The following is a 17764-nucleotide window of genomic DNA, read 5'->3' on the forward strand; positions in this document are numbered from 1 at the left end:
CGGTCGAAGGGCAGATACCCGCGCCCGGGCCGATCCAACCCGCCGAGGGTGTGCCGTTTCCCACCACCGGGTGCCGGGTAGATCGGGACAGCCGCATCGCGTCCCGCGACACGGCGAGAACGAGAGAGGTTCACGATGACTGACACCCCGAACACCGACTCCGGGTCGGCCCGCCGCACCGTGGCGTTCCTCGCGACGGACGGTGTCGAGCAGATCGAGCTCACCGCTCCCCGCGAGGCACTCGATCAGGCCGGAGCGACCACGGTGCTGCTCTCGCTGACCCACGGTGAGATCCAGGCCTTCGAGAACGACACCGAACCTGCCGACACCTTCGCCGTCGACCAGTTGGTCGCCGAGGCCTCCGTCGACGACTTCGACGCGCTGGTCCTGCCGGGTGGAACGACCAACCCCGACACGCTGCGCCTCGACACCGACGCGGTGTCGTTCGTCCGCGACTTCGTGAACTCCGGCAAGCCGGTGGGGGTGATCTGCCACGGCCCGTGGACGCTCGTCGAGGCCGACGTCGTACGCGGTCGCACGCTGACCTCGTACCCGAGCGTGCGTACCGACATCAGGAACGCCGGCGGCACGGTGGTGGACGAGGAGGTCGTCGTGGACGGCAACCTGATCTCCAGCCGCAACCCGGACGACATTCCCGCGTTCTGCGAGGCCGTGGTCCAGGCCGTCACCGCTCTCGACGCGGCCGAGTGAGCCGGGGTCAGCCGTTCGACTCGTCGGCCGGCTGATCCTGCGCGGGCGGCGGGAATCCGCCGGTCGCGATCGGTCCCCACGTGTCGATGGCGATCCGGATGATCGACTTGCCCTGCGTCACCATCGCCTGCCGGTACTCGTCCCAGTCGGGGTGCTCGCCCGCGATCGCCCGGTAGTAGTCCACGAGCGGCTCGACGGAGTCGGGCAGGTCGATGACCTCCGCGGTGCCGTCGATCTGCACGTAGGGGCCGTTCCAGTCGTCGGAGTGGATGCAGAGCGTGACGGCCGAGGACCGACGGATGTTCACGGTCTTCGCGCGCTGCGGGTACGTCGAGACGACGATGCGCCCCTGCGCGTCGAGCCCGCAGGTCACGGGTGAGATCTGCAGTCCACCGGACTGCTTCGTGGTGACCAGGGTGGCGTGATGCCGCTCGGCGACGAAGCGATGCAGGGCATCGAGATCGACTCGGTCGGCTGTTGCGTACGTCGGTGCCATGATTCGAGGGTAGGTGCTCGCCCGCCGGGGGCTAGAATCGGTGCCGACAGACGACACTCGGTCCGGACTCACCGGCCACGCGGTTCCGGGGGTGCCGCGGTCGACCTTCCGCCCTCAGGACAGACCGTGACCGTTCCACCTCGTCCCCCCTCGATCGCACCGCCGCCCTCCGCGCTCTCCACCTTCGACGCCGCGGGCGCGGCCGTCGTCGCGTATCTCGACAGCATCGTTCCCGCGACGGCCTGGGCCGTCTCGCGCGTCGTCGACGACAAGCAGATCTTCCTGCGCACCAACACCAACGGCCTGGGGATCGACACCGGCCTCGTCGTGGGGTGGAACGAGTCGCTGTGCCATTCGATGACCGAGGGCGAGATCCCGTCCGTCGTGGAGGACCTCGACGACGCGGGCATCCCGCGCATCGGCGTTCCCGGGCACGACCCGGTCCGGTCGTACATCGGTGTGCCCATCCGGCGGGCGGACGGCTCGCTGTTCGGCACGATGTGCGGTTTCGGCTCGCGGCCGATCAGCGGGCCGCTGCCCGCCGGCATGACCGCGCTGCTCGATCTTCTGTCCGGTCTGCTCACCACGGTGTTCGAGACCGACCACGCCCGTGCGGTCGCGGAGCGGTCCGCCGAACTGGCTCGGCGCGAGGCGGAGACCGACCCTCTCACCGGACTCTTCAACAGGCGGGGATGGAACCGGGTGCTCGAGCCCGAGGACGCGCGCTGGACTCGCTTCGCCGACCCCGGCGCCGTGGTGGTCGTCGACCTCGACGGGATGAAGCAGGTGAACGACCGGCACGGCCATGCCGCGGGAGATAGGGTGATCCGACGCGCCGCCGAACTGCTGCGGGCGTGGGCTCACGAGTCGGACGTCGTGGCCCGTCTCGGCGGCGACGAGTTCGGAGTCCTGGTGTTCGACCGCGACGCCACCGACGTCGACGGCATGCTCACGGCCCTGGAGTCCTCCGCCCACGCGGCGGACGTGCCGATGTCGGTCGGCTGGAGCACGGTCACCGAGGCCGGCAGCATCACCGCGTCGTGGTCGCTCGCGGACGAGAACATGTACGTGTCGAAGCGTCGGTCACCGAGCAGGTCCGGCATCGACATTCATCCGACCCCCGGACGCCACCAGGGCGGTCACGTCGCCCGGCGGTAGTGGTCGCGCCATCAGGTAGCCCTGGGCGTAGCCGCATCCGCACCGGACGAGGCTGTCGAGTTGGGCCGTGGTCTCCACACCCTCGCCCACCACGTCGAGACCGAACGCGTCGGCCACCGACACGACGGCGCGGATGACCGCCTCCGACTGCTCGGTCGGCAGGTCGGCGACGAACGATCGATCGATCTTGATGGCGTCGAGAATCGGGAAGCGCGTCAGGTAGTCCAGCGAGCTGTGGCCGACACCGAAGTCGTCCAGCAGGATCTTGATGCCCATCCGGTGCAGCTCGTCGAGATTGTTCTTCACGGCGGACGTGTCCTCGAGCCACAGGGTCTCGGTGATCTCGATGCCCAGCAGATCCGGGGCGAGACCGGTCCGCTCGAGCGTGTCGGCGAGGGACGACGCGAACGTGCGCTGACGAAGCTGCAGCGGACTGACGTTGACGCGAAGTTCCACCGGATCACCGGTCTGCCAGCGCGCGGCCTCGGTGCACGCCCGGCGCAGCACCCAGCTGCCGAGCGGCCCGATCAGGCCCGCGCGTTCGGCGGCGGGAACGAATTCGTCGGGCCCGACGACGCCGAGACTCGACGTGGTCCACCGCGCGAGCGCCTCGACCCCGGTCATGCGTCCGGATCGGATGTCGAACACGGGCTGGTACGCCACGTCGAGGTCGTCGTTCTCGATCGCGGACCGGAGCTCCGAGGCGATGGTCAAGCGCCGCAACGCTTCTCCGCCCTGCACCTTGTCGTACAGCTCGTAGCTCCCCGGCCCCTCCTTCTTCGCGCCGCCCATGGCGACGTCCGCCTGGCGGACCATCTCCGCGGCGGTGTGCTCGCCGTACCCGACCGAGATGCCCATGCAGGCGGTGACGGTCGTCGTCCGGTTCCCGATGGTGAGCGGACGGCGGAACATGGCCAGCACACCCTGGGCGACGCCGATGGCGTCGAAGGTGCTGCGCAGGCCCGGGCACACGAGCAGGAACTCGTCGCCGCCGAAGCGGGCGACGGTGTCGGAGGGCCTGACGGTGCGGGTGAGCATCGGCGCCACCGCCGTGAGCACCGCGTCCCCCGCCCCGTGGCCGAAGCTGTCGTTGATGGTGCGGAAGTCGTGGAGGTCCACCAGGATCACCGCGGTGAGCGTGCCGTCCTCGCGCGAGACTCCGAGCGCGGAATCGATGCGTTGGTACGCGAGCGTGCGATTCGCCAACTGCGTCAGCGGGTCGTGCAGGCTGCGGTATCGCAGCTCGCGTTCGAGGTCGGACCGGCGCACGGCGGACGCCAGCACCGCGGCCACCGTGACGACGAAGGACAACGTGTCGGCCGACGGCGTGTGCGGCTCGGTGCGATAGACGACGAGGACACCCCACGTGCCGTCGCCCCCGCGGACGGGAGCCGCGATACCGCTGCGGAGGTCGTGGTCCTCGAGCAGGGTGACGTCGAAGCGGGTCTCGTCGCGGGTGTCCGCGCACACGATCACCTCCTCGCGCTCGAGCGCGTAGCCGGCCAGCGTCGCGGTGCCCGAGGGCAGGGTCTCCTCGTCGGGCGGCTCGAAGGTGGCCGCGTGGACGGCCAGGCGGTCCGCACCGCGTCGGCGGAACACCACGGCGTGCGTGGCACCGACAAGGTCCACGATGGACTGCAGAGCGGTGGCCACGAGGTCGTCGAAGGATCCGGTGAGCGCCGCACGGTTGAGCCCGGCGACGATGCGCTGCTCGCGCGCTCGGCGGCGGACGGCGGTGAGGGCGTCGACGAGCTCCTCCTCGCGCTCCTGCCGCTCGGAGCCGTCCACGAGTGTCGCGACCACGACCTCGTGGCCGTCGGTGGGCCCGAGTACCCAGGCGGACACCAGGATCGGTCGGGCCGGAGTTCCCACCGCGATCCGACCGGTCCAGGCTCCCGTGGCGTTCAGCTCGGAGAGAATGAGGTCGAGTGTCGAGGCCGCCGTGTCCGCGACGAGGTCTCGCGCGGACGGGTTCTCGTGGGCCGGGAACTCGAGGATGGTGCGGGCGGCGGCGTTGGCGTACCGCACGGAGGTGTTGCGATCGAAGACCACGACACCGTCCTGGGACGACTCGGAGATCGCCGTCAGCGCTGCCAGAACGGTGCGCCTGTCGCCGGCGTCGCCCGAGTCCGAACCACCAGAGTTCAGGCCACCCGAGTTCAGGCTTCCCGTCACCACGTCTCCGCCCCCAGACCCGTTTCCGCCCCCAGCAACACCTCGCGATTGTTCCACCTTCGACGCACTCTGCCCGTTCTTTGCCCGCTTTTCCTCTCGGGGACCGGTACCTGCCCGCGTCACGCTCCGTCCGACGACGCCCAGTCCAGCAACCGGTCGACCGGCCAGGTGGTGACGATACGGTCCGGCGGAACGCCCACCGCGGTGGCACGCGCACAACCGTGGCCGAGCCAGTCGAGTTGGCCGGGGGCGTGCGCGTCGGTGTCGATGCTGAACAGGCAGCCGATCTCCAGAGCGAGCTCCATCAACCGCTCCGGCGGGTCCTGGCGCTCGGGACGCGCGTTGATCTCCACCGCGGTCCCGTGGTCACGGCACGCCTCGAACACGGCACGGGCGTCGAACGTCGACTCGGGGCGGGTGCCGCGTCCGCCCTCGACGAGACGGCCGGTGCAGTGGCCGAGAACGTCGACCTGCGGGTTCGTCACCGCGGCGATCATGCGCGCCGTCATCGTGGCGCTGTCCGCGCGCAGGTGGGAGTGGACGCTCGCGACGACGATGTCGAGGTCGTCGAGCAGCTCCGGCTCCTGGTCCAGCGACCCGTCGTCGAGGATGTCGACCTCGATGCCGGTCAGCACCCGCATCGGCCGCCCGCCGTCGGTCTCGAACCGTCGCTGCACCTCGTCCATGACCTCGAGCTGGGCGCGAAGTCGGTCGGCGGAGAGCCCGTGGGCGACGGTCAGACGCGGTGAATGGTCGGTGAGCACCCAGTACTCGTGCCCGATCCTGCGCGCGGTCTCCGCCATCTCCTCGATCGGACTTCCCCCGTCCGACCAGTCGGAGTGCGTGTGCAGATCCCCGCGCAGAGCTGTTCGCAGTTCCTCGCCGCCGACACCGATGGGCTGTGCCTCGGCGCGCAGTTGCAGGAGGTACTCGGGAACCTCGCCGGCCGCGGCCGCCGCGGCGACCGCGGAGGTCTTCGGACCGATGCCGCGCAGGGTGGTCCAGCCGTCGGTGCGAGCGAGCTCGGCCACCCTGTCGGCGTCCAGTGCGGCCAGGACGTCGGCGGCGGTGCGGTAGGCCTTGACCCGGCGCGTCTCGGCCCGCGACCGCTCGAGCCAGAACGCCACCTCTCGCAGTGCGGCAACAGGTTCCATGCCGTCAGAGCCTACGGCCCCGGACATGACACTGCCCCTGCCACCGGGAACCGGCGACAGGGGCAGGGGGGAGCGACGACCCGGACGAACCGGATCACGCCGAGTTTCGGTGCAGCGTGGTCAGCGGACCACGCGTGCGGTGGGCTCCCACCGAGCGGCACCCATGACGCGGGTGACCGCGTCGCCGACCACGAGGGTCAGGTGGGAACCGTTCGCCGCGCTGCGGTCGTCGAGACCCGCCACGACGGAAAGTGCTGCGGTGCCGAAGAAGTCGACTCCGGACAAATCGAGCACGATGCTTCGTCCCGCCTCGACGTCGTTGCTCACGACGTCCGAGAAAGTGGACGAGTTGGACAGGTCCACACTGCCGGTGACGCGGTACGTGGTCTCCGAGTCGGTGCGCACGACGGAGATGAGTCCGCCGAGCATGACGACGTCGTCGCCGAGAGTGGTGGTGGTGGATGCGTGTGAAGTCGAAACAGTCATGATTCTCCAAATGCCGATCTAGCTGGAGAAGCAGAGCAATGGTGCTGCAGGTGAAAGAACCCGTCCGCGACTGCAGAATGAGTGGCGGTTGGTGGAAAGGAGTCCGAGCGACCATCGACGGTGCTTCGTACGTCGGCTGCTGACTCAACCTGTCTATGAACCTACGCTACCCGGAGCGGTCTGCCAACCACTTCGGTGAGGATCCTGGTGAACATCGAGCGACGCCGCGGGAGACGCCGCCGGTACGGTGCACGTTTTGCGACGACGGCCCCCGGGTAATCTCGACCGGTCGAACACGTACGAGGTTCGTCTGAACCGACACGCGACACGAAGAAGTGGGAGACCTCATGACACGGGCCATCACGACGGAGCCGAACACGGAGGGGGCCGACGCCACCATCGAACTCGGTGTCCACGCCGACGCGAGCCAGCTGTCGGTCACTCGCGCCGTGGCCGCGACACTCGCCGCCCAGGACGACTTCGATCTGGACAGCATCGCCGACATCCGGCTCGCCATCGACGAGTCCTGCAGCCGCCTCATCGTGCGTGCCACCCCGGGTGCCCGCATGGTGTGCCGTTTCCTCACCGCGGACGACGCCCTCCACGTGTCGGTGACGACGACGACCGAGGCCGGCGCCGATCTGGACGCCAGCGGTTTCGGCTGGCACGTTCTCAACGCCCTGACCGACTCCGTGTCGACGTCGCAGTCCGAGGACGAGCACGGTGTCGTCTCGACCACCATCGAGTTCACCAAGAGCAAGCACGGCTGGGACGAGTGACGACAAGCGAACGCAAGCCGAAGTCACGGCGCTCGGCGGACGAGTACGCCGACGTCGCCGAGCGCTTCACCCGCATCCGCACGCTGCCCGAGGGCGATCCCCTGCGAGGCAAGCTGCGCGACGAGCTGGTGACGCGGTGCCTGCCCCTCGCCGAACACATCGCCCGCCGATTCGACGGCCGCGGTGAGGCGCACGACGATCTGGTGCAGGTCGCCCGCGTCGGGCTGGTCAACGCGGTCGATCGCTTCGACGTCGAACGCGGATCCGATTTCGTGTCCTTCGCGGTACCCACGATCATGGGCGAGGTACGCCGACACTTCCGTGACGCGGGATGGGCCGTCCGCGTCCCTCGGCGCATGAAGGAACTGCACCTGCAGCTCTCCCGTGCCATCGCGGATCTGTCGCAGACGCAGGGGCGGTCACCGACCGTCTCCGAGTTGGCCGAGTATCTCGACCTGGACCGCGACGAGGTCGCGATGGGGCTCACCGCCGGCAACGCCTACCAGACACTCTCGGTCGACAGTGCTTCCAGCGGAAGCGATTCCGAGGGCCTGTCGTTGGCGGACACCCTCGGCGACTACGACAAGGAGATGGAGAACGTCGAGAACCACGAGGCTCTCCGTCCCCTGCTCGAGAAGCTCCCCGAGCGTGAGCGCAACGTGCTGCTGCTGCGCTTCTTCGGAAACATGACGCAGACGCAGATCGCCGAGAAGATGGGGATCTCGCAGATGCACGTCTCGCGTCTCCTCGCCCGGACACTCGCCCAACTCCGCGAGGAACTGCACTAGAGAAGCGGGCCGTACGCCTACGCTCGCGGGATGAGCAGCTCACCGTCGCCCGGCTTCACCACGAATCTGCCCGCGGCCCTGGCCGCGTCGGTCAGGTCGTGGTCGACGGTGGACGCCGCGTCGACGCCCGGTTTCGATCGCGACAAGGACGCCGGCAAGGAGTTGATGTCGGCGCGCGGCAAGATCCTGTCGGAACTTCAGGAGCGTCTGTACGCCTGCGGCAAGAGCGGCGACCACCGGTCGGTCCTGCTCGTGCTGCAGGGGATGGACACCTCGGGCAAGGGCGGCATGGTCCGGCACGTGCTCGGCATGGTCGAGCCCCAGGGTGTCGATCACGCGACCTTCGGCACCCCGACGGAGGAGGAGCGGGCACACCCGTTCCTGTGGCGCGTGGAGAAGAAGCTGCCGCGACCGGGCCAGATCGGGGTCTTCGATCGGTCCCACTACGAGGACGTCCTCATCGTCCGTGTGAACGAACTCGCTCCTCCCAGCGTGTGGCGCACGCGCTACGACGAGATCAACGACTTCGAGCGCCGCGTGGTCGAGAGCGGCACCACCATCGTCAAGGTGGCCATGGCGCTGTCGTGGGAGCAGCAGGGCAAGCGTCTCGCTCGTCGACTGCGCCGGCCGGACAAGTACTGGAAGTACGACCCGAGCGACATCGAGGCGCGCGAGAAGTGGGTCGACTACCAGGAGGCGTACCAGGCGGTCCTGGATCGCACCGACACGGAGTGGGCGCCCTGGTACGTGGTGCCGTCCGATCACAAGTGGTACAGCCGCCTCGCCGTCACGGAGCTGCTGACAGGAGCACTGACGTCGTTGGACCTGCAGTGGCCGCCCGCGGACTTCGACGTGGAGCACGAGAAGCAGCGTCTGGCGTCCCTGCCGCGGCCGTGAACGCCGACGGGCGCCGACCGCGAGGTCGGCGCCCGAAGGTGGTGTTCGCAGCTGTGTCGCTGCGCCTGTGGATCAGAGGGTGGCGGTGTCGATCACGAAGCGGTAGCGCACGTCCGACTTGACGACGCGGTCGTACGCCTCGTTGATCTGGTCGCCGGAGATGACCTCGATCTCGGCGCCGATGTGGTGCTCGGCGCAGAAGTCCAGCATCTCCTGGGTCTCGGCGATGCCGCCGACCATGGAGCCCGCGAACGAACGACGGTTCGCCAGCAGGTTGAAGGCCGGGACCTCGAGGGGCTTCTCGGGAACGCCCAACTCGACGAGCGTGCCGTTACGGGCGAGCAGGCCGAGGTAGTCGCCCATCGGCAGGTTCGCGGAGACGGTGTTGAGGATGAGGTCGAACTTCCCGCGCAGGTCCTTCAGCGCGGTGGTGTCCTTCGTGGCGTAGTACTCGTCGGCTCCGAGTCGCTTGCCGTCCTCCTCCTTGCTCAGCGTCTGGCTGAGCACGGTGACGTGAGCGCCGAGCGCGTGGGCGATCTTGACGCCGACGTGGCCCAGTCCGCCCATGCCGATGATGGCGACCTTCTTGTCGGGGCCCGCGCCCCAGTGCTTCAGCGGCGAGTAGAGGGTGATGCCGGCGCACAGCAGCGGCGCGGCGACGTCGAGCTCGACGCCCTCGGGGATGCCCAGCACGAACTTCTCGGTGACGACGATCTGCGTCGAGTAGCCGCCGTGGGTGAACTCACCCTCGTACGTCTTCGAGTTGTACGTCTGGACGACGCCCTTGGTGCAGTACTGCTCGTCGCCGTCCTTGCAGGCCTCACAGGTGCCACAGGAGTCGACGAAGCAGCCGACGCCGACGCGATCGCCGACCTTGCGGCTGGTGACGTCGGAACCGACCTCGGCGACGATGCCGGCGATCTCGTGGCCGGGGACGACGGGGTACGTGGTGCCGCCCCACTCGTTGCGGGCGGTGTGGATGTCCGAGTGGCAGATACCGGCGAACTTGACGTCGATCAGGATGTCGTTCGGACCGAGCTCTCGTCGCTCGATGGTGGTCTTCTCGAGCGGTGCGTCGGGTGCGGTGGCGGCGTATGCGGTTGCTGTGGACATGTACACATGTCTACCCGTGCATCGTTGACTCGTAAACCATGTCCGGTTCGTCCCCGGCGACGGATCAGCGAGCGGTGGCCATCCGGTACCCGAGGAAGCCGAGGTACCCCGCGAGCGCGACGAGACCGACCTTGCGCGTGGCCGGGACGGCGATGGCGGTGCCGATCACGAGCTCCGACGCACCGTTGCGGTAGGTCCACGTACGAGTGTCCTTCGGGAACGCCGGCTCGGTGATCGAGCGGAAGGCGTCGGGCGCCACGAAGTGCGCGGCACCTGTTGCAGCGAGACCGATTCCAGCGATGGTGGGCACCGTGATCGAAGCCATGACGTGACGTCCTCCCCTGTACGCGAACGGGTCCGACCGGACCCCGTCGGTCACAGTAGCAACGTCCGCACCGCCGTGGGCGTGGTCGCGCTAGCGTGGTCGGTATGGCCGAGACACCCGCGGTACGGCGGACCCGAGAACTGCTCCGAACGGGTGTCGACGCGTCGTCGCCGATGCGCGGAGTGCTCGACGTCCGGGTGACGGACTCCACAGCGCGAGAGGCGTCCCCCGCCTCCGCATCGTCCGTCGCCGGGCGCCTGATGACCTTCTCCCCCCTCGCGGCCGTCTACGAACGCGCGTGGCGGCCTCTGTTCCGCCTGTGGATGGGCGCCGGCGGGCCCTCCGTGGAGGAACAGCGGGCCTACGCGGTGCGTGACCTCGGTCTCGTGTCCCCCGACGTGTCGGTCGTCCTGGACGTCGCGTGCGGACCCGGCAACTTCTCGCGATCGCTGGCCGAGGCCATGCTCACCGGAGCGCACGGTCGGCCTCTCGTGACCGGGCTCGACGTGTCGGAGCCTCTCGTGATCGGCCTGGACGCGTCGGAGCCGATGATCGCCCGCGCGTCGGCGGACACCGACGACGACGAGCACGTCGCCTACCTGCTCGGGGACGCGCGAGAGATCCCGTTCGAGGACGACGCCGTGGACGCGGTGTGCTGCTACGCCGCGCTGTACCTGGTGCCGGAGCCGTACCGGGTCCTCGACGAGATGATCCGGGTGCTGCGACCGGGCGGCCGCATCGCGCTCATGACGACGGTGCGGCGCGGCCCACAGCCGGTCGGGGCGGTCACCGCCGCGGCAGCGAGCACCGTGGGACTGGAGATGTTCCGACGCGACGACATCACCGACGTCCTGCGGGAACGCGGGGTCGAGCATGTGGAGCAGCGCATCCACGGCGCAGCCCAGTTCGTCACCGGGCGGCTGAGCCGCAGCGATCAGGACGTGCCGGTGTCGGCTCCGTAGTCCGAGACCAACCACTCGTCGCCGGTGTGCTCGACGGTCACCGTCAGAAGCGTCGGCACGGCACCGGGTTCGGGCTGCTGCAGGTTCTGCGTGGTCTGGGTCGCGAAGACCGACACCGTGTAGGTGTCGCCCTCCTGCGCCGTGACCGTCGCTGCGTTCACCCGACCCGACGCCACCACCTGCGAGTCGGTCATGATCTGCGTGAGCACCTCGCGCACACCGTCGAAGCGCTCACGCAGAGCGTCGGTGGTGCCCTCCTCTACGCCCCCGAAGAAGCCGTCGATGTCCGTGTGGTCGTAGGTCAACGACCGCTCCGTGTACGCCCGCGCCGTGTTCTCGGCGGTGGCGCGGTCGGCATCGGCTCCGCGTTCCGCGGCCAGGGCCGAGTGGGCGGACTGCCACTGCACTCCTGCCACCACGGCAGCGACGGTCGCGAGCACGGCGACCACGGTGGCGACGATCGCCACGAGGCGCGTCCGGGACGACACCGCGGGCACCGCCGTGTCCGGCGCCGCGTCGTCCTCGGTCGAGGTGGTGTCGAGTTCTGTTGTCATGATGGCCTTCTCGTCGTCCGTCTGATGCAGGAGGGGTACGTCAGTTGCCGGGCAGGGTCACGGCCACCCGAGCCGGTCCGCCGCGCGGGAAGACCTGCTCGAGCATCGTCACCAGGGCGCCGGCATCGACCCGGAGCGGGCGGATCGGCTGTGTGACCGGGCGCAGCACGGTGGCGATGAAGCCGAGGTCCGGCGACAACTGACTCAGGTACTCGTCGATCTTGGGCACCAACCGGGCCAGTTCGCCGTCCCACACGGTCTCGCCGACGTACGAGTAGTCCTGGTACGAACCGATCAGGTGGTCGAGACCTGCTCCGGAGGCGTTCAGTTCGGGAACCGCGTCCGCGAGCCGCGGGCCCAGCGCATCGGCGTACGCGTTCTCGCCGAGCACCTGCAGGTTGCGATACAGCCGCCGGATCTCGTCCTTCTTGTCGGCCAACGTGAGGGACAGCAGCCGCAACACCTCGACGACGTTGTCGATGTCCGACTCCCGGCCCCGCGTGGCGGTGTCGACCGTGTCGACGATGCCGCCCAACGCATCGGTGTCGATCTCGCGCGTGAGTGCCTCGGCGACCGCGAGGGTGTCGCTGACGCTGGGAGCGACCGAGACGTCCGCCGCGTCCACCACGTCCCCGTCCGCCAGGTACGGCCCGGAGTCCGAGTGCGGACGGAAGTCGAGGAACTGTTCGCCCGCCGCGGAGAGATTCGAGACCCGCACCTCGGTGTCGACCGGAATCTTCTGCGCGGCATCCACTCTGACGACGGCACGGAGTCCACCGCCCTCGACGTCGATCCGCTCGACCCTGCCGATGGCGAATCCTCGCAAGGTCACCTGAGAGGTGTCGATCAGGCCGCCGGACGTCGTGAGCGGCACGGTGATCTCGGCGTGGTCGCGTCGCGGATCGATGTCCAGGACGTTCAACGACAGGTATCCGACACCCAGCACGGCGACCGCCGCGAGCGCCGTGGCGGACAGGATCGAACCCCTCATCGCACGAATCCGATCGATCGCAGAACCTGAATCATCTCGTCGGCTCGATCGAGGCCGTCGGCCGGCCTCCGGCCTTCCCGGTCGGGTGCTTCTCCCGCGGGCGTGTCGCCCGAGACGGAGGCGATGCGGACGTTCGGCGACGACGTGAAGAACGGCACCAGCTTCTCGCGCAGCAGGGCGTCCATGCGGGACGCCAGCATCGGCGCCGTCAGATCGGCCGTGGCGAGAGTGCGGATCATGGGCTGCAGAGTGGCGATCACGTCGTGCAGATCTCCCGCCACCGGGTTGATCACGGCACCGATGTTCCGCGACATGTACCCCAGATCGATCAGGGCGTCGACCACGACCAACAGGGCGTCCGCGAGTCCCGCGACACGTTCCGGACCACTCGTCAGGATGGTGTCGAGCGTGTCCGTCTTCTCGGCGAACGACCGGGTCACCGCCTCGGCGCCGCCCAGGATGCGGTCGAGCTCCGTCGTGTTGGTCGCCAGGTCCCGCAACGCCTCTCGGGCCTTGTCGTTGATGAGGTCGACCGTCGCCGGATCCGGCGGGATCGCCCGGTTGAACCGATCGATGGACCGCTGGAAGTCGACGATGTGCCCGCCGGCCACCACCTCGGAGAGCCCGCGCAGCACGTCTTCGACGTTGTCCGCCGGCGTCGTCCGCTCGAGCGGGATGACATCGCCGTCCTGCAGGGTGGCACCCGAAGTGTCGGATCCGTCCTCCGGACGCTGCAACGCGACGTAGATCTCGCCCAGGATCGTGCCCTGGCGCAGTTCCGCTCGCGTGAGCGCCGGCAGTGCGACGGTGCGATCGACGTTCACGGCGGCGACGGCGGTCGAGCCGGTGAGGGTGACCGACTCCAGGAGCCCGACGTCCACACCGTCGAGGACCACCTTGGCCCGCGCCGGCAGATTCAGCACACTCGAGAACTCGATGTCGACCCGGTAGGTCGGGCCCGGAACGTAACTGCCCGGCACGGGCAGGTCGGCGATCGAGGCACCGCAGCCCGACGCCGTCACGGCCGCGGCCGCCACGGTCAGCGCCGCCAGGAGCCGCTTCACCGGGACCCTGCCGATCCGAGCACGAGCGGGACCAGATCGACGTTCACGGTGGACCCACCCGCGACGGGCACCGCGAACTGCGGAGGTGCGAACGTCAGCCGGGCGGCCTGCGTGTCCGGATCCTGGAGGGAGGCGAGCTGTTCCGTCTGCTTCGGCACCCGCGACAGGATGCTCGCGATGTCGCCGACTCTGCTGACGATGATCGCCACGATCGGGACGACGACGTCGAGCACGCGGTAGAGCGTGGGTGCGAACTTCGGCAGCGTCTTCTCGAGGACGGGGAGGAACTCGACCGTCAGGTCGATCGCCTGGGCGAACCGCTCCGAGAAGTCGCCCGCGGCCCCGAGCCCCTGCTTCAGGTTCTCGATCAGCAGGGTGATGTCCGGCCACCGGTCCACCAGGGTCGCCGTCAGCGTGTCGACGTTGTCGACCATGCGGCGCACCTGGGTGTCCTTGTTCGCCGGATTGCCGACCAGATCGGAGACCTGGGACAGCGCGGTCCCGAGTTGCTCCCCGCTGCCGTCGAGTGCGGTGTCGAGCGAGCGCAGGGTGTCGCCGAGAATCTCCTCGTCCGGCGGCCGCGGGTTGTCCGGATCGGTCGTCGACGTCGTTCCGAGAAGCTCCGCGCCGAGCTTGTTCACCGCCTCGAGGGTGTCGCTGATCCCGATGGGGGTGCGGGTGCGCTCGAGCGGGATGCACTCGTCGCGATCGAGGGGCACGCCGTCGCGATACGGCGTGGTCAGTTCGAGCCGGCGATCGGTGACGATGGAGTCCGACATCGTCACCGCACCCACGTCGGCCGGCAACGTGAGCGAGTCCTCGACGGACATCGTGACCCGGACGTGGTCGCCGCGAGGCTCGATGCCGGTCACCTCGCCCACGGGGATGCCGAGGAGCGTGACGTCGTTCCCCTCGTAGAGACCGACCGAATCGGTCATCTCGGCGCACAGATCCGAGCGCGGGGTCCCGACGAGCTGGGCTGCGGACGACGCCGCGGTCCCGGCGCCGACCAGGACGACGGCGGCGACGGCCACTGCCACCACCTTGCTGCGAGCGGTCACGTCAGCACACCTTTCCGGGAACCGGGACACACAGCGTCGATCCGGTGACGACGGCGGCACTGCGGTCGATGACGGGCCCGGCGCCGGTGTCGAGAAGGCCGGCCATGGACTCGGAGAACTCGCGGCCCGCGGAGATCGCGTCGTCGATGGACCCCGTGCGCTCCTTCAGCGACGCCACGAGATTCTCGACCTCGTCGATCGTGGGGCCGAGCCCCTCGTCGAGCGCCATGATCGGTCGGTGCAGGAGCGAGAACAGCCGGTAGAGCTTGTCGGCGGCCGCGGCGACGTCGGCGCGCTTCGCGCCCAGCTTGGAGGTGATGATGCCGATCTGCTTCAGCAGCCCCAGCAGGATCTCGCGATCGGTCGCCAGTTCGCCGATGTACTCGTCGGCCACGTCGAGGCTCCGGTCGAGATCGTCCTGGCGATCGGCGATCGCACCGGTCATGGACGTCAGGGTCGTGGTGATGTCACGGATCGACTCCGGCTGAGCCTGCACGGCCCGATCGATCTCGGCGATGTTCTGCCGCAACGACGTTCCGTCCAGATCGCGGAGGATCGGCGTCGCCGCCTCGACCGTGTCGGACAGCGAGAACGGCACGCGGGTGTGCTCGAGCGGGATCTCCCCGTCCTGCAGCTCTCCGGTACCGCCGGGAGTCAGCGAGAAGTAGTGGCCCCCCACCGGCGTCAGCAGGCGCACCCCGAGCGACGTCGCGTCGCCCAGTTCGACGTTCTCGTCCACCTCGAAGGCCACCTGGACGTGGTCGCCGTCCAGCTTCATCGACGTCACCGATCCCACCGAGATACCGGCGATGCGGACGTCGTCCCCGGCGTGCGCTCCGCCGGTCGTCTCGAATGCCGCTGTGTACGTGCGATGCCCGATGGGAAGCGAGTACACGACGACGGCGGCCACCACGGCGACGACGAGCGCGAGCACGCCCACGATTCCCCAGACGGTCTGGCTTCCCTGACGCACGGAGCTCATCGGCACACCACCAGGCGCTGGGTTCCGAGCACGACCGAGCCGATGCCGGGAATCTCGGTGTCGCCGGCCGAGCACGCGGAGACCTGCCCCTCGGGGGCGTTGCGCACCGTCTGGCCGACACCGCGCAGCAGACTGGGCACCATCGCGAGCAGGTCCACCAGTTGCTGAGCTCCCGGTACGAGCCGCCTGAACGCCGAATCCACCGGGCCATACTCGGAGTCGTAGGTGTCGCGCAACTGCTCTCCGATCGAGATGAACGGTCCCTGACCGGAATTGATGTCGTCGACGGACGAGAGCAGGGTGTCGGCCCTGTCGGCGAACGTCGACACCACGCGGTCGAGTTCGGCGAACAGTCGACCCAGTTGCTCCGAGCGCTCGGCCACCACACCGGAGATGGCGCCCAGGTTGCGGATGAGCAGCACGATGAGGTCCTCGCGCTGCGAGGCATAGGTGGTCAGCCCGTCCAGGTCGCGCAGGACCGGCCCGAGGCCCGACCCGTCGCCCTGCACGAGATCGAGCACGTTCTGCGCGAACCGGTTCACCTGGTCGGTGTCGATGGTCTCGAAGATGGGCTGGAACCCGTCGAAGAGCGTCGTGATGTCGAACGACGGCACGGTCATGTCGTCCGCCAGCGAGGACCCCGGTGCCAACTCGGATCCCGAGTCGTCGGTGCTGATGAGCTCGAGATACCGCTGACCCAACAGGTTCTGGTAGCGCACAGCAGCTTTCGTGGTCGTGAGCACCGGCCGGTCGGAGTCGACCTCGAAGGACACCCTGGCCCGGTTCCCGTCGAGTTCGATGTCGTTCACCGACCCCACGAGCACGCCCGAGAGGCGGACGTCGTCACCGGCGTAGAGACCGGAGACATCGTCGAAACGCGCGTCGAACGTCGACCGGTCGTCGCCGCCGCCGTTGCGCAGCGCGCCGCCCACGAGGACGAGACACAACACGGCCACGAGCGCGAACGCACCGAGCTTCACCAGGGTCGCCACCGGCGTCCCCACCACCGACGAGCGCGTCACAGCACACCGCCCAGTCGCGCCGCGAAGGCTTCCGCCGGACCGGCCATGGCGGGCATGTTCTTCACGATCACCTGAAGTTGCAGCTGGGTCCGGCCGTCGACGTTCGGGAAAGCGTCCTCGACGCCGGAGATCACGTCGGGCACACGCTGGTATGCCGGCGCGAGCGTTCCCGCCGAGAGCGCCACCGGCAGCAACACGTCCAGCAGGGTGTCGAGCAGCGGGCGGAGGTACGGACCGTTGTCGCGCAACAGATCTCCCAGTGGGATCGAGAGGCCGGATCCGAGTCCGGACATGGCCTTGATCGCCCGCGCACTGTTCTCCGGATTCTCGAAGTACTTACTGCTGGTGACGACCTGGTCGATCACGTCGGTGACCGGTCCGATGGAGGCGCCCAGCCCGTCCGCCAACTCACCACCGCGGTGCAGCTTCCAGGCGAGCGGCGCACGCTGGGTCTCGGCCATCATCTGCGCGGTGTCGAAGAAGGGCTTCAGGCTGTCGCCGAACTCCGACGACACGCGGGACGCCAGGTCGAGCACCCGCTCGGTGTTGTCCGCGTCCAGCACGTCGGTCAGATCGGCGAGTCGGCGGAAGACGCCGGTGACCGTCGCCGTCTCGGTGTCGTCGCCCAGTGCCAGGACGGTGTCCTCGCGCAGCGGGGATCCCTGTCCCTCCGAGTACAATTCGATGACCGTCGCTCCGAAGACAGTCGCGGAGGAGAACCGCGCGGTGACGTCGTCGGTCAGGACCGAGGCGACGGCCGGCTCGATGTGGGCGTGCACTCGCTGCGATCCGAACCCGAGCGGCTCGATCTCGTCGACACGGCCTATGGGTAGTCCGCGGTACTTGATGTCCGACCCGACCGCGAGGCCGTCACCGACGGCGGTGCTGTCGATCGTGAGATCGAAACGGGACTCGAAGTCACCGGTGGCGTACTTGCCGAGCACCACACCGAGGACCACGAGCACGACGGCCACCACGAGGCCACGTACCCGGAGCGAGCGAGGGCCCGCGGATCTGCGGGACAGATCGTCGAAGACTGCCATGGT

19 protein-coding genes are annotated in these 17764 nt (G+C 68.8%); 6 read left to right on the plus strand and 13 right to left on the minus strand.

Annotated elements, in window-relative coordinates:
* Positions 1 to 135: 135 nt before the first annotated feature.
* Entirely contained in the window at positions 136 to 711 is a 576-nt protein-coding gene (locus tag HQ308_RS09505) for a type 1 glutamine amidotransferase domain-containing protein (protein ID WP_155957057.1), read from the plus strand.
* A 7-nt stretch (positions 712 to 718) separates the two neighbouring features.
* Here the strand turns inward: HQ308_RS09505 and HQ308_RS09510 are convergent, their stop codons facing one another.
* A complete protein-coding gene (locus HQ308_RS09510) occupies positions 719 to 1207 on the minus strand; it encodes a PPOX class F420-dependent oxidoreductase (RefSeq protein ID WP_037186134.1) in 489 nt (162 codons plus the stop codon).
* Between the two features lie 126 nt (positions 1208 to 1333).
* On the opposite strand from HQ308_RS09510, the gene HQ308_RS22920 reads away from it, so the two are divergent.
* On the plus strand, positions 1334 to 2365 hold the full coding sequence (locus HQ308_RS22920) for a GGDEF domain-containing protein (RefSeq protein WP_222646266.1): 1032 nt from the start codon (positions 1334 to 1336) through the stop codon (positions 2363 to 2365).
* Here HQ308_RS22920 and HQ308_RS09520 read toward each other — a convergent pair.
* The 3 genes from HQ308_RS09520 to HQ308_RS09530 all read right to left on the minus strand — a co-directional run bounded on the left by HQ308_RS09520 (position 2291) and on the right by HQ308_RS09530 (position 6180).
* Entirely contained in the window at positions 2291 to 4540 is a 2250-nt protein-coding gene (locus HQ308_RS09520; protein ID WP_222646267.1) for an EAL domain-containing protein, read from the minus strand. The two genes, HQ308_RS22920 and HQ308_RS09520, sit on opposite strands and share 75 nt — an antisense overlap.
* A 119-nt stretch (positions 4541 to 4659) precedes the next feature.
* A complete protein-coding gene (locus tag HQ308_RS09525) occupies positions 4660 to 5694 on the minus strand; it encodes a PHP domain-containing protein (protein ID WP_222638054.1) in 1035 nt (344 codons plus the stop codon).
* A gap of 120 nt (positions 5695 to 5814) precedes the next feature.
* Positions 5815 to 6180, minus strand: a complete 366-nt coding sequence (locus HQ308_RS09530) for an STAS domain-containing protein (protein ID WP_037186133.1) — start codon at positions 6178 to 6180, stop codon at positions 5815 to 5817.
* 347 nt (positions 6181 to 6527) lie between these two features.
* Between HQ308_RS09530 and HQ308_RS09535 the strand changes: the two genes are divergently transcribed.
* From HQ308_RS09535 to HQ308_RS09545, 3 genes are read left to right on the plus strand one after another with little or no spacing between them, the layout of a single operon-like run.
* On the plus strand, positions 6528 to 6959 hold the full coding sequence (locus HQ308_RS09535; RefSeq protein WP_056442299.1) for an ATP-binding protein: 432 nt from the start codon (positions 6528 to 6530) through the stop codon (positions 6957 to 6959).
* Positions 6956 to 7747 carry a SigB/SigF/SigG family RNA polymerase sigma factor gene (locus tag HQ308_RS09540; RefSeq protein WP_027506315.1) on the plus strand — a complete coding sequence of 264 codons (792 nt, stop codon included), beginning with the start codon at positions 6956 to 6958 and terminating at the stop codon, positions 7745 to 7747. Before HQ308_RS09535 ends, HQ308_RS09540 begins: the two co-directional genes overlap by 4 nt.
* A 30-nt stretch (positions 7748 to 7777) precedes the next feature.
* Complete coding sequence (locus tag HQ308_RS09545; protein WP_222646268.1) at positions 7778 to 8644, plus strand: PPK2 family polyphosphate kinase; 867 nt, start codon at positions 7778 to 7780, stop codon at positions 8642 to 8644.
* A gap of 72 nt (positions 8645 to 8716) precedes the next feature.
* Here HQ308_RS09545 and HQ308_RS09550 read toward each other — a convergent pair whose 3' ends face one another.
* Positions 8717 to 9757 (minus strand): NAD(P)-dependent alcohol dehydrogenase, encoded by a 1041-nt coding sequence (locus tag HQ308_RS09550; RefSeq protein ID WP_027506313.1) that lies wholly within the window; start codon positions 9755 to 9757, stop codon positions 8717 to 8719.
* A gap of 64 nt (positions 9758 to 9821) precedes the next feature.
* Positions 9822 to 10082 (minus strand): hypothetical protein, encoded by a 261-nt coding sequence (locus HQ308_RS09555; protein WP_027506312.1) that lies wholly within the window; start codon positions 10080 to 10082, stop codon positions 9822 to 9824.
* Positions 10083 to 10186: 104 nt separating this feature from the next.
* Here HQ308_RS09555 and HQ308_RS09560 point away from each other — a divergent pair, with 104 nt between their 5' ends.
* Positions 10187 to 11044 carry a class I SAM-dependent methyltransferase gene (locus HQ308_RS09560; protein WP_261775939.1) on the plus strand — a complete coding sequence of 286 codons (858 nt, stop codon included), beginning with the start codon at positions 10187 to 10189 and terminating at the stop codon, positions 11042 to 11044.
* On the opposite strand, the gene HQ308_RS09565 is transcribed toward HQ308_RS09560, so the two are convergent.
* Genes HQ308_RS09565 through HQ308_RS09595 form a run of 7 tightly spaced genes read right to left on the minus strand, consistent with a single transcriptional unit; the run spans position 11017 to position 17761 of the window.
* A complete protein-coding gene (locus tag HQ308_RS09565; RefSeq protein WP_051613463.1) occupies positions 11017 to 11598 on the minus strand; it encodes a hypothetical protein in 582 nt (193 codons plus the stop codon). The genes HQ308_RS09560 and HQ308_RS09565 overlap by 28 nt on opposite strands.
* A 40-nt stretch (positions 11599 to 11638) precedes the next feature.
* Entirely contained in the window at positions 11639 to 12589 is a 951-nt protein-coding gene (locus HQ308_RS09570) for an MlaD family protein (RefSeq protein ID WP_037186130.1), read from the minus strand.
* On the minus strand, positions 12586 to 13653 hold the full coding sequence (locus HQ308_RS09575; RefSeq protein ID WP_222631988.1) for an MlaD family protein: 1068 nt from the start codon (positions 13651 to 13653) through the stop codon (positions 12586 to 12588). Before HQ308_RS09575 ends, HQ308_RS09570 begins: the two co-directional genes overlap by 4 nt.
* Positions 13650 to 14714 (minus strand): MCE family protein, encoded by a 1065-nt coding sequence (locus tag HQ308_RS09580; protein WP_222646269.1) that lies wholly within the window; start codon positions 14712 to 14714, stop codon positions 13650 to 13652. Before HQ308_RS09580 ends, HQ308_RS09575 begins: the two co-directional genes overlap by 4 nt.
* A 1-nt stretch (position 14715) precedes the next feature.
* Positions 14716 to 15696 (minus strand): MlaD family protein, encoded by a 981-nt coding sequence (locus tag HQ308_RS09585; protein WP_156380447.1) that lies wholly within the window; start codon positions 15694 to 15696, stop codon positions 14716 to 14718.
* Positions 15693 to 16718: an MCE family protein gene (locus HQ308_RS09590; RefSeq protein WP_307091129.1), complete on the minus strand. Its 1026-nt coding sequence runs from the start codon at positions 16716 to 16718 to the stop codon at positions 15693 to 15695. Before HQ308_RS09590 ends, HQ308_RS09585 begins: the two co-directional genes overlap by 4 nt.
* Entirely contained in the window at positions 16715 to 17761 is a 1047-nt protein-coding gene (locus HQ308_RS09595; RefSeq protein WP_222646270.1) for an MlaD family protein, read from the minus strand. Before HQ308_RS09595 ends, HQ308_RS09590 begins: the two co-directional genes overlap by 4 nt.
* Between the last annotated feature and the right edge of the window lie 3 nt (positions 17762 to 17764).

Source organism: Rhodococcus sp. BP-241 (genome assembly GCF_019836145.1).
GTDB lineage: Bacteria > Actinomycetota > Actinomycetes > Mycobacteriales > Mycobacteriaceae > Rhodococcoides.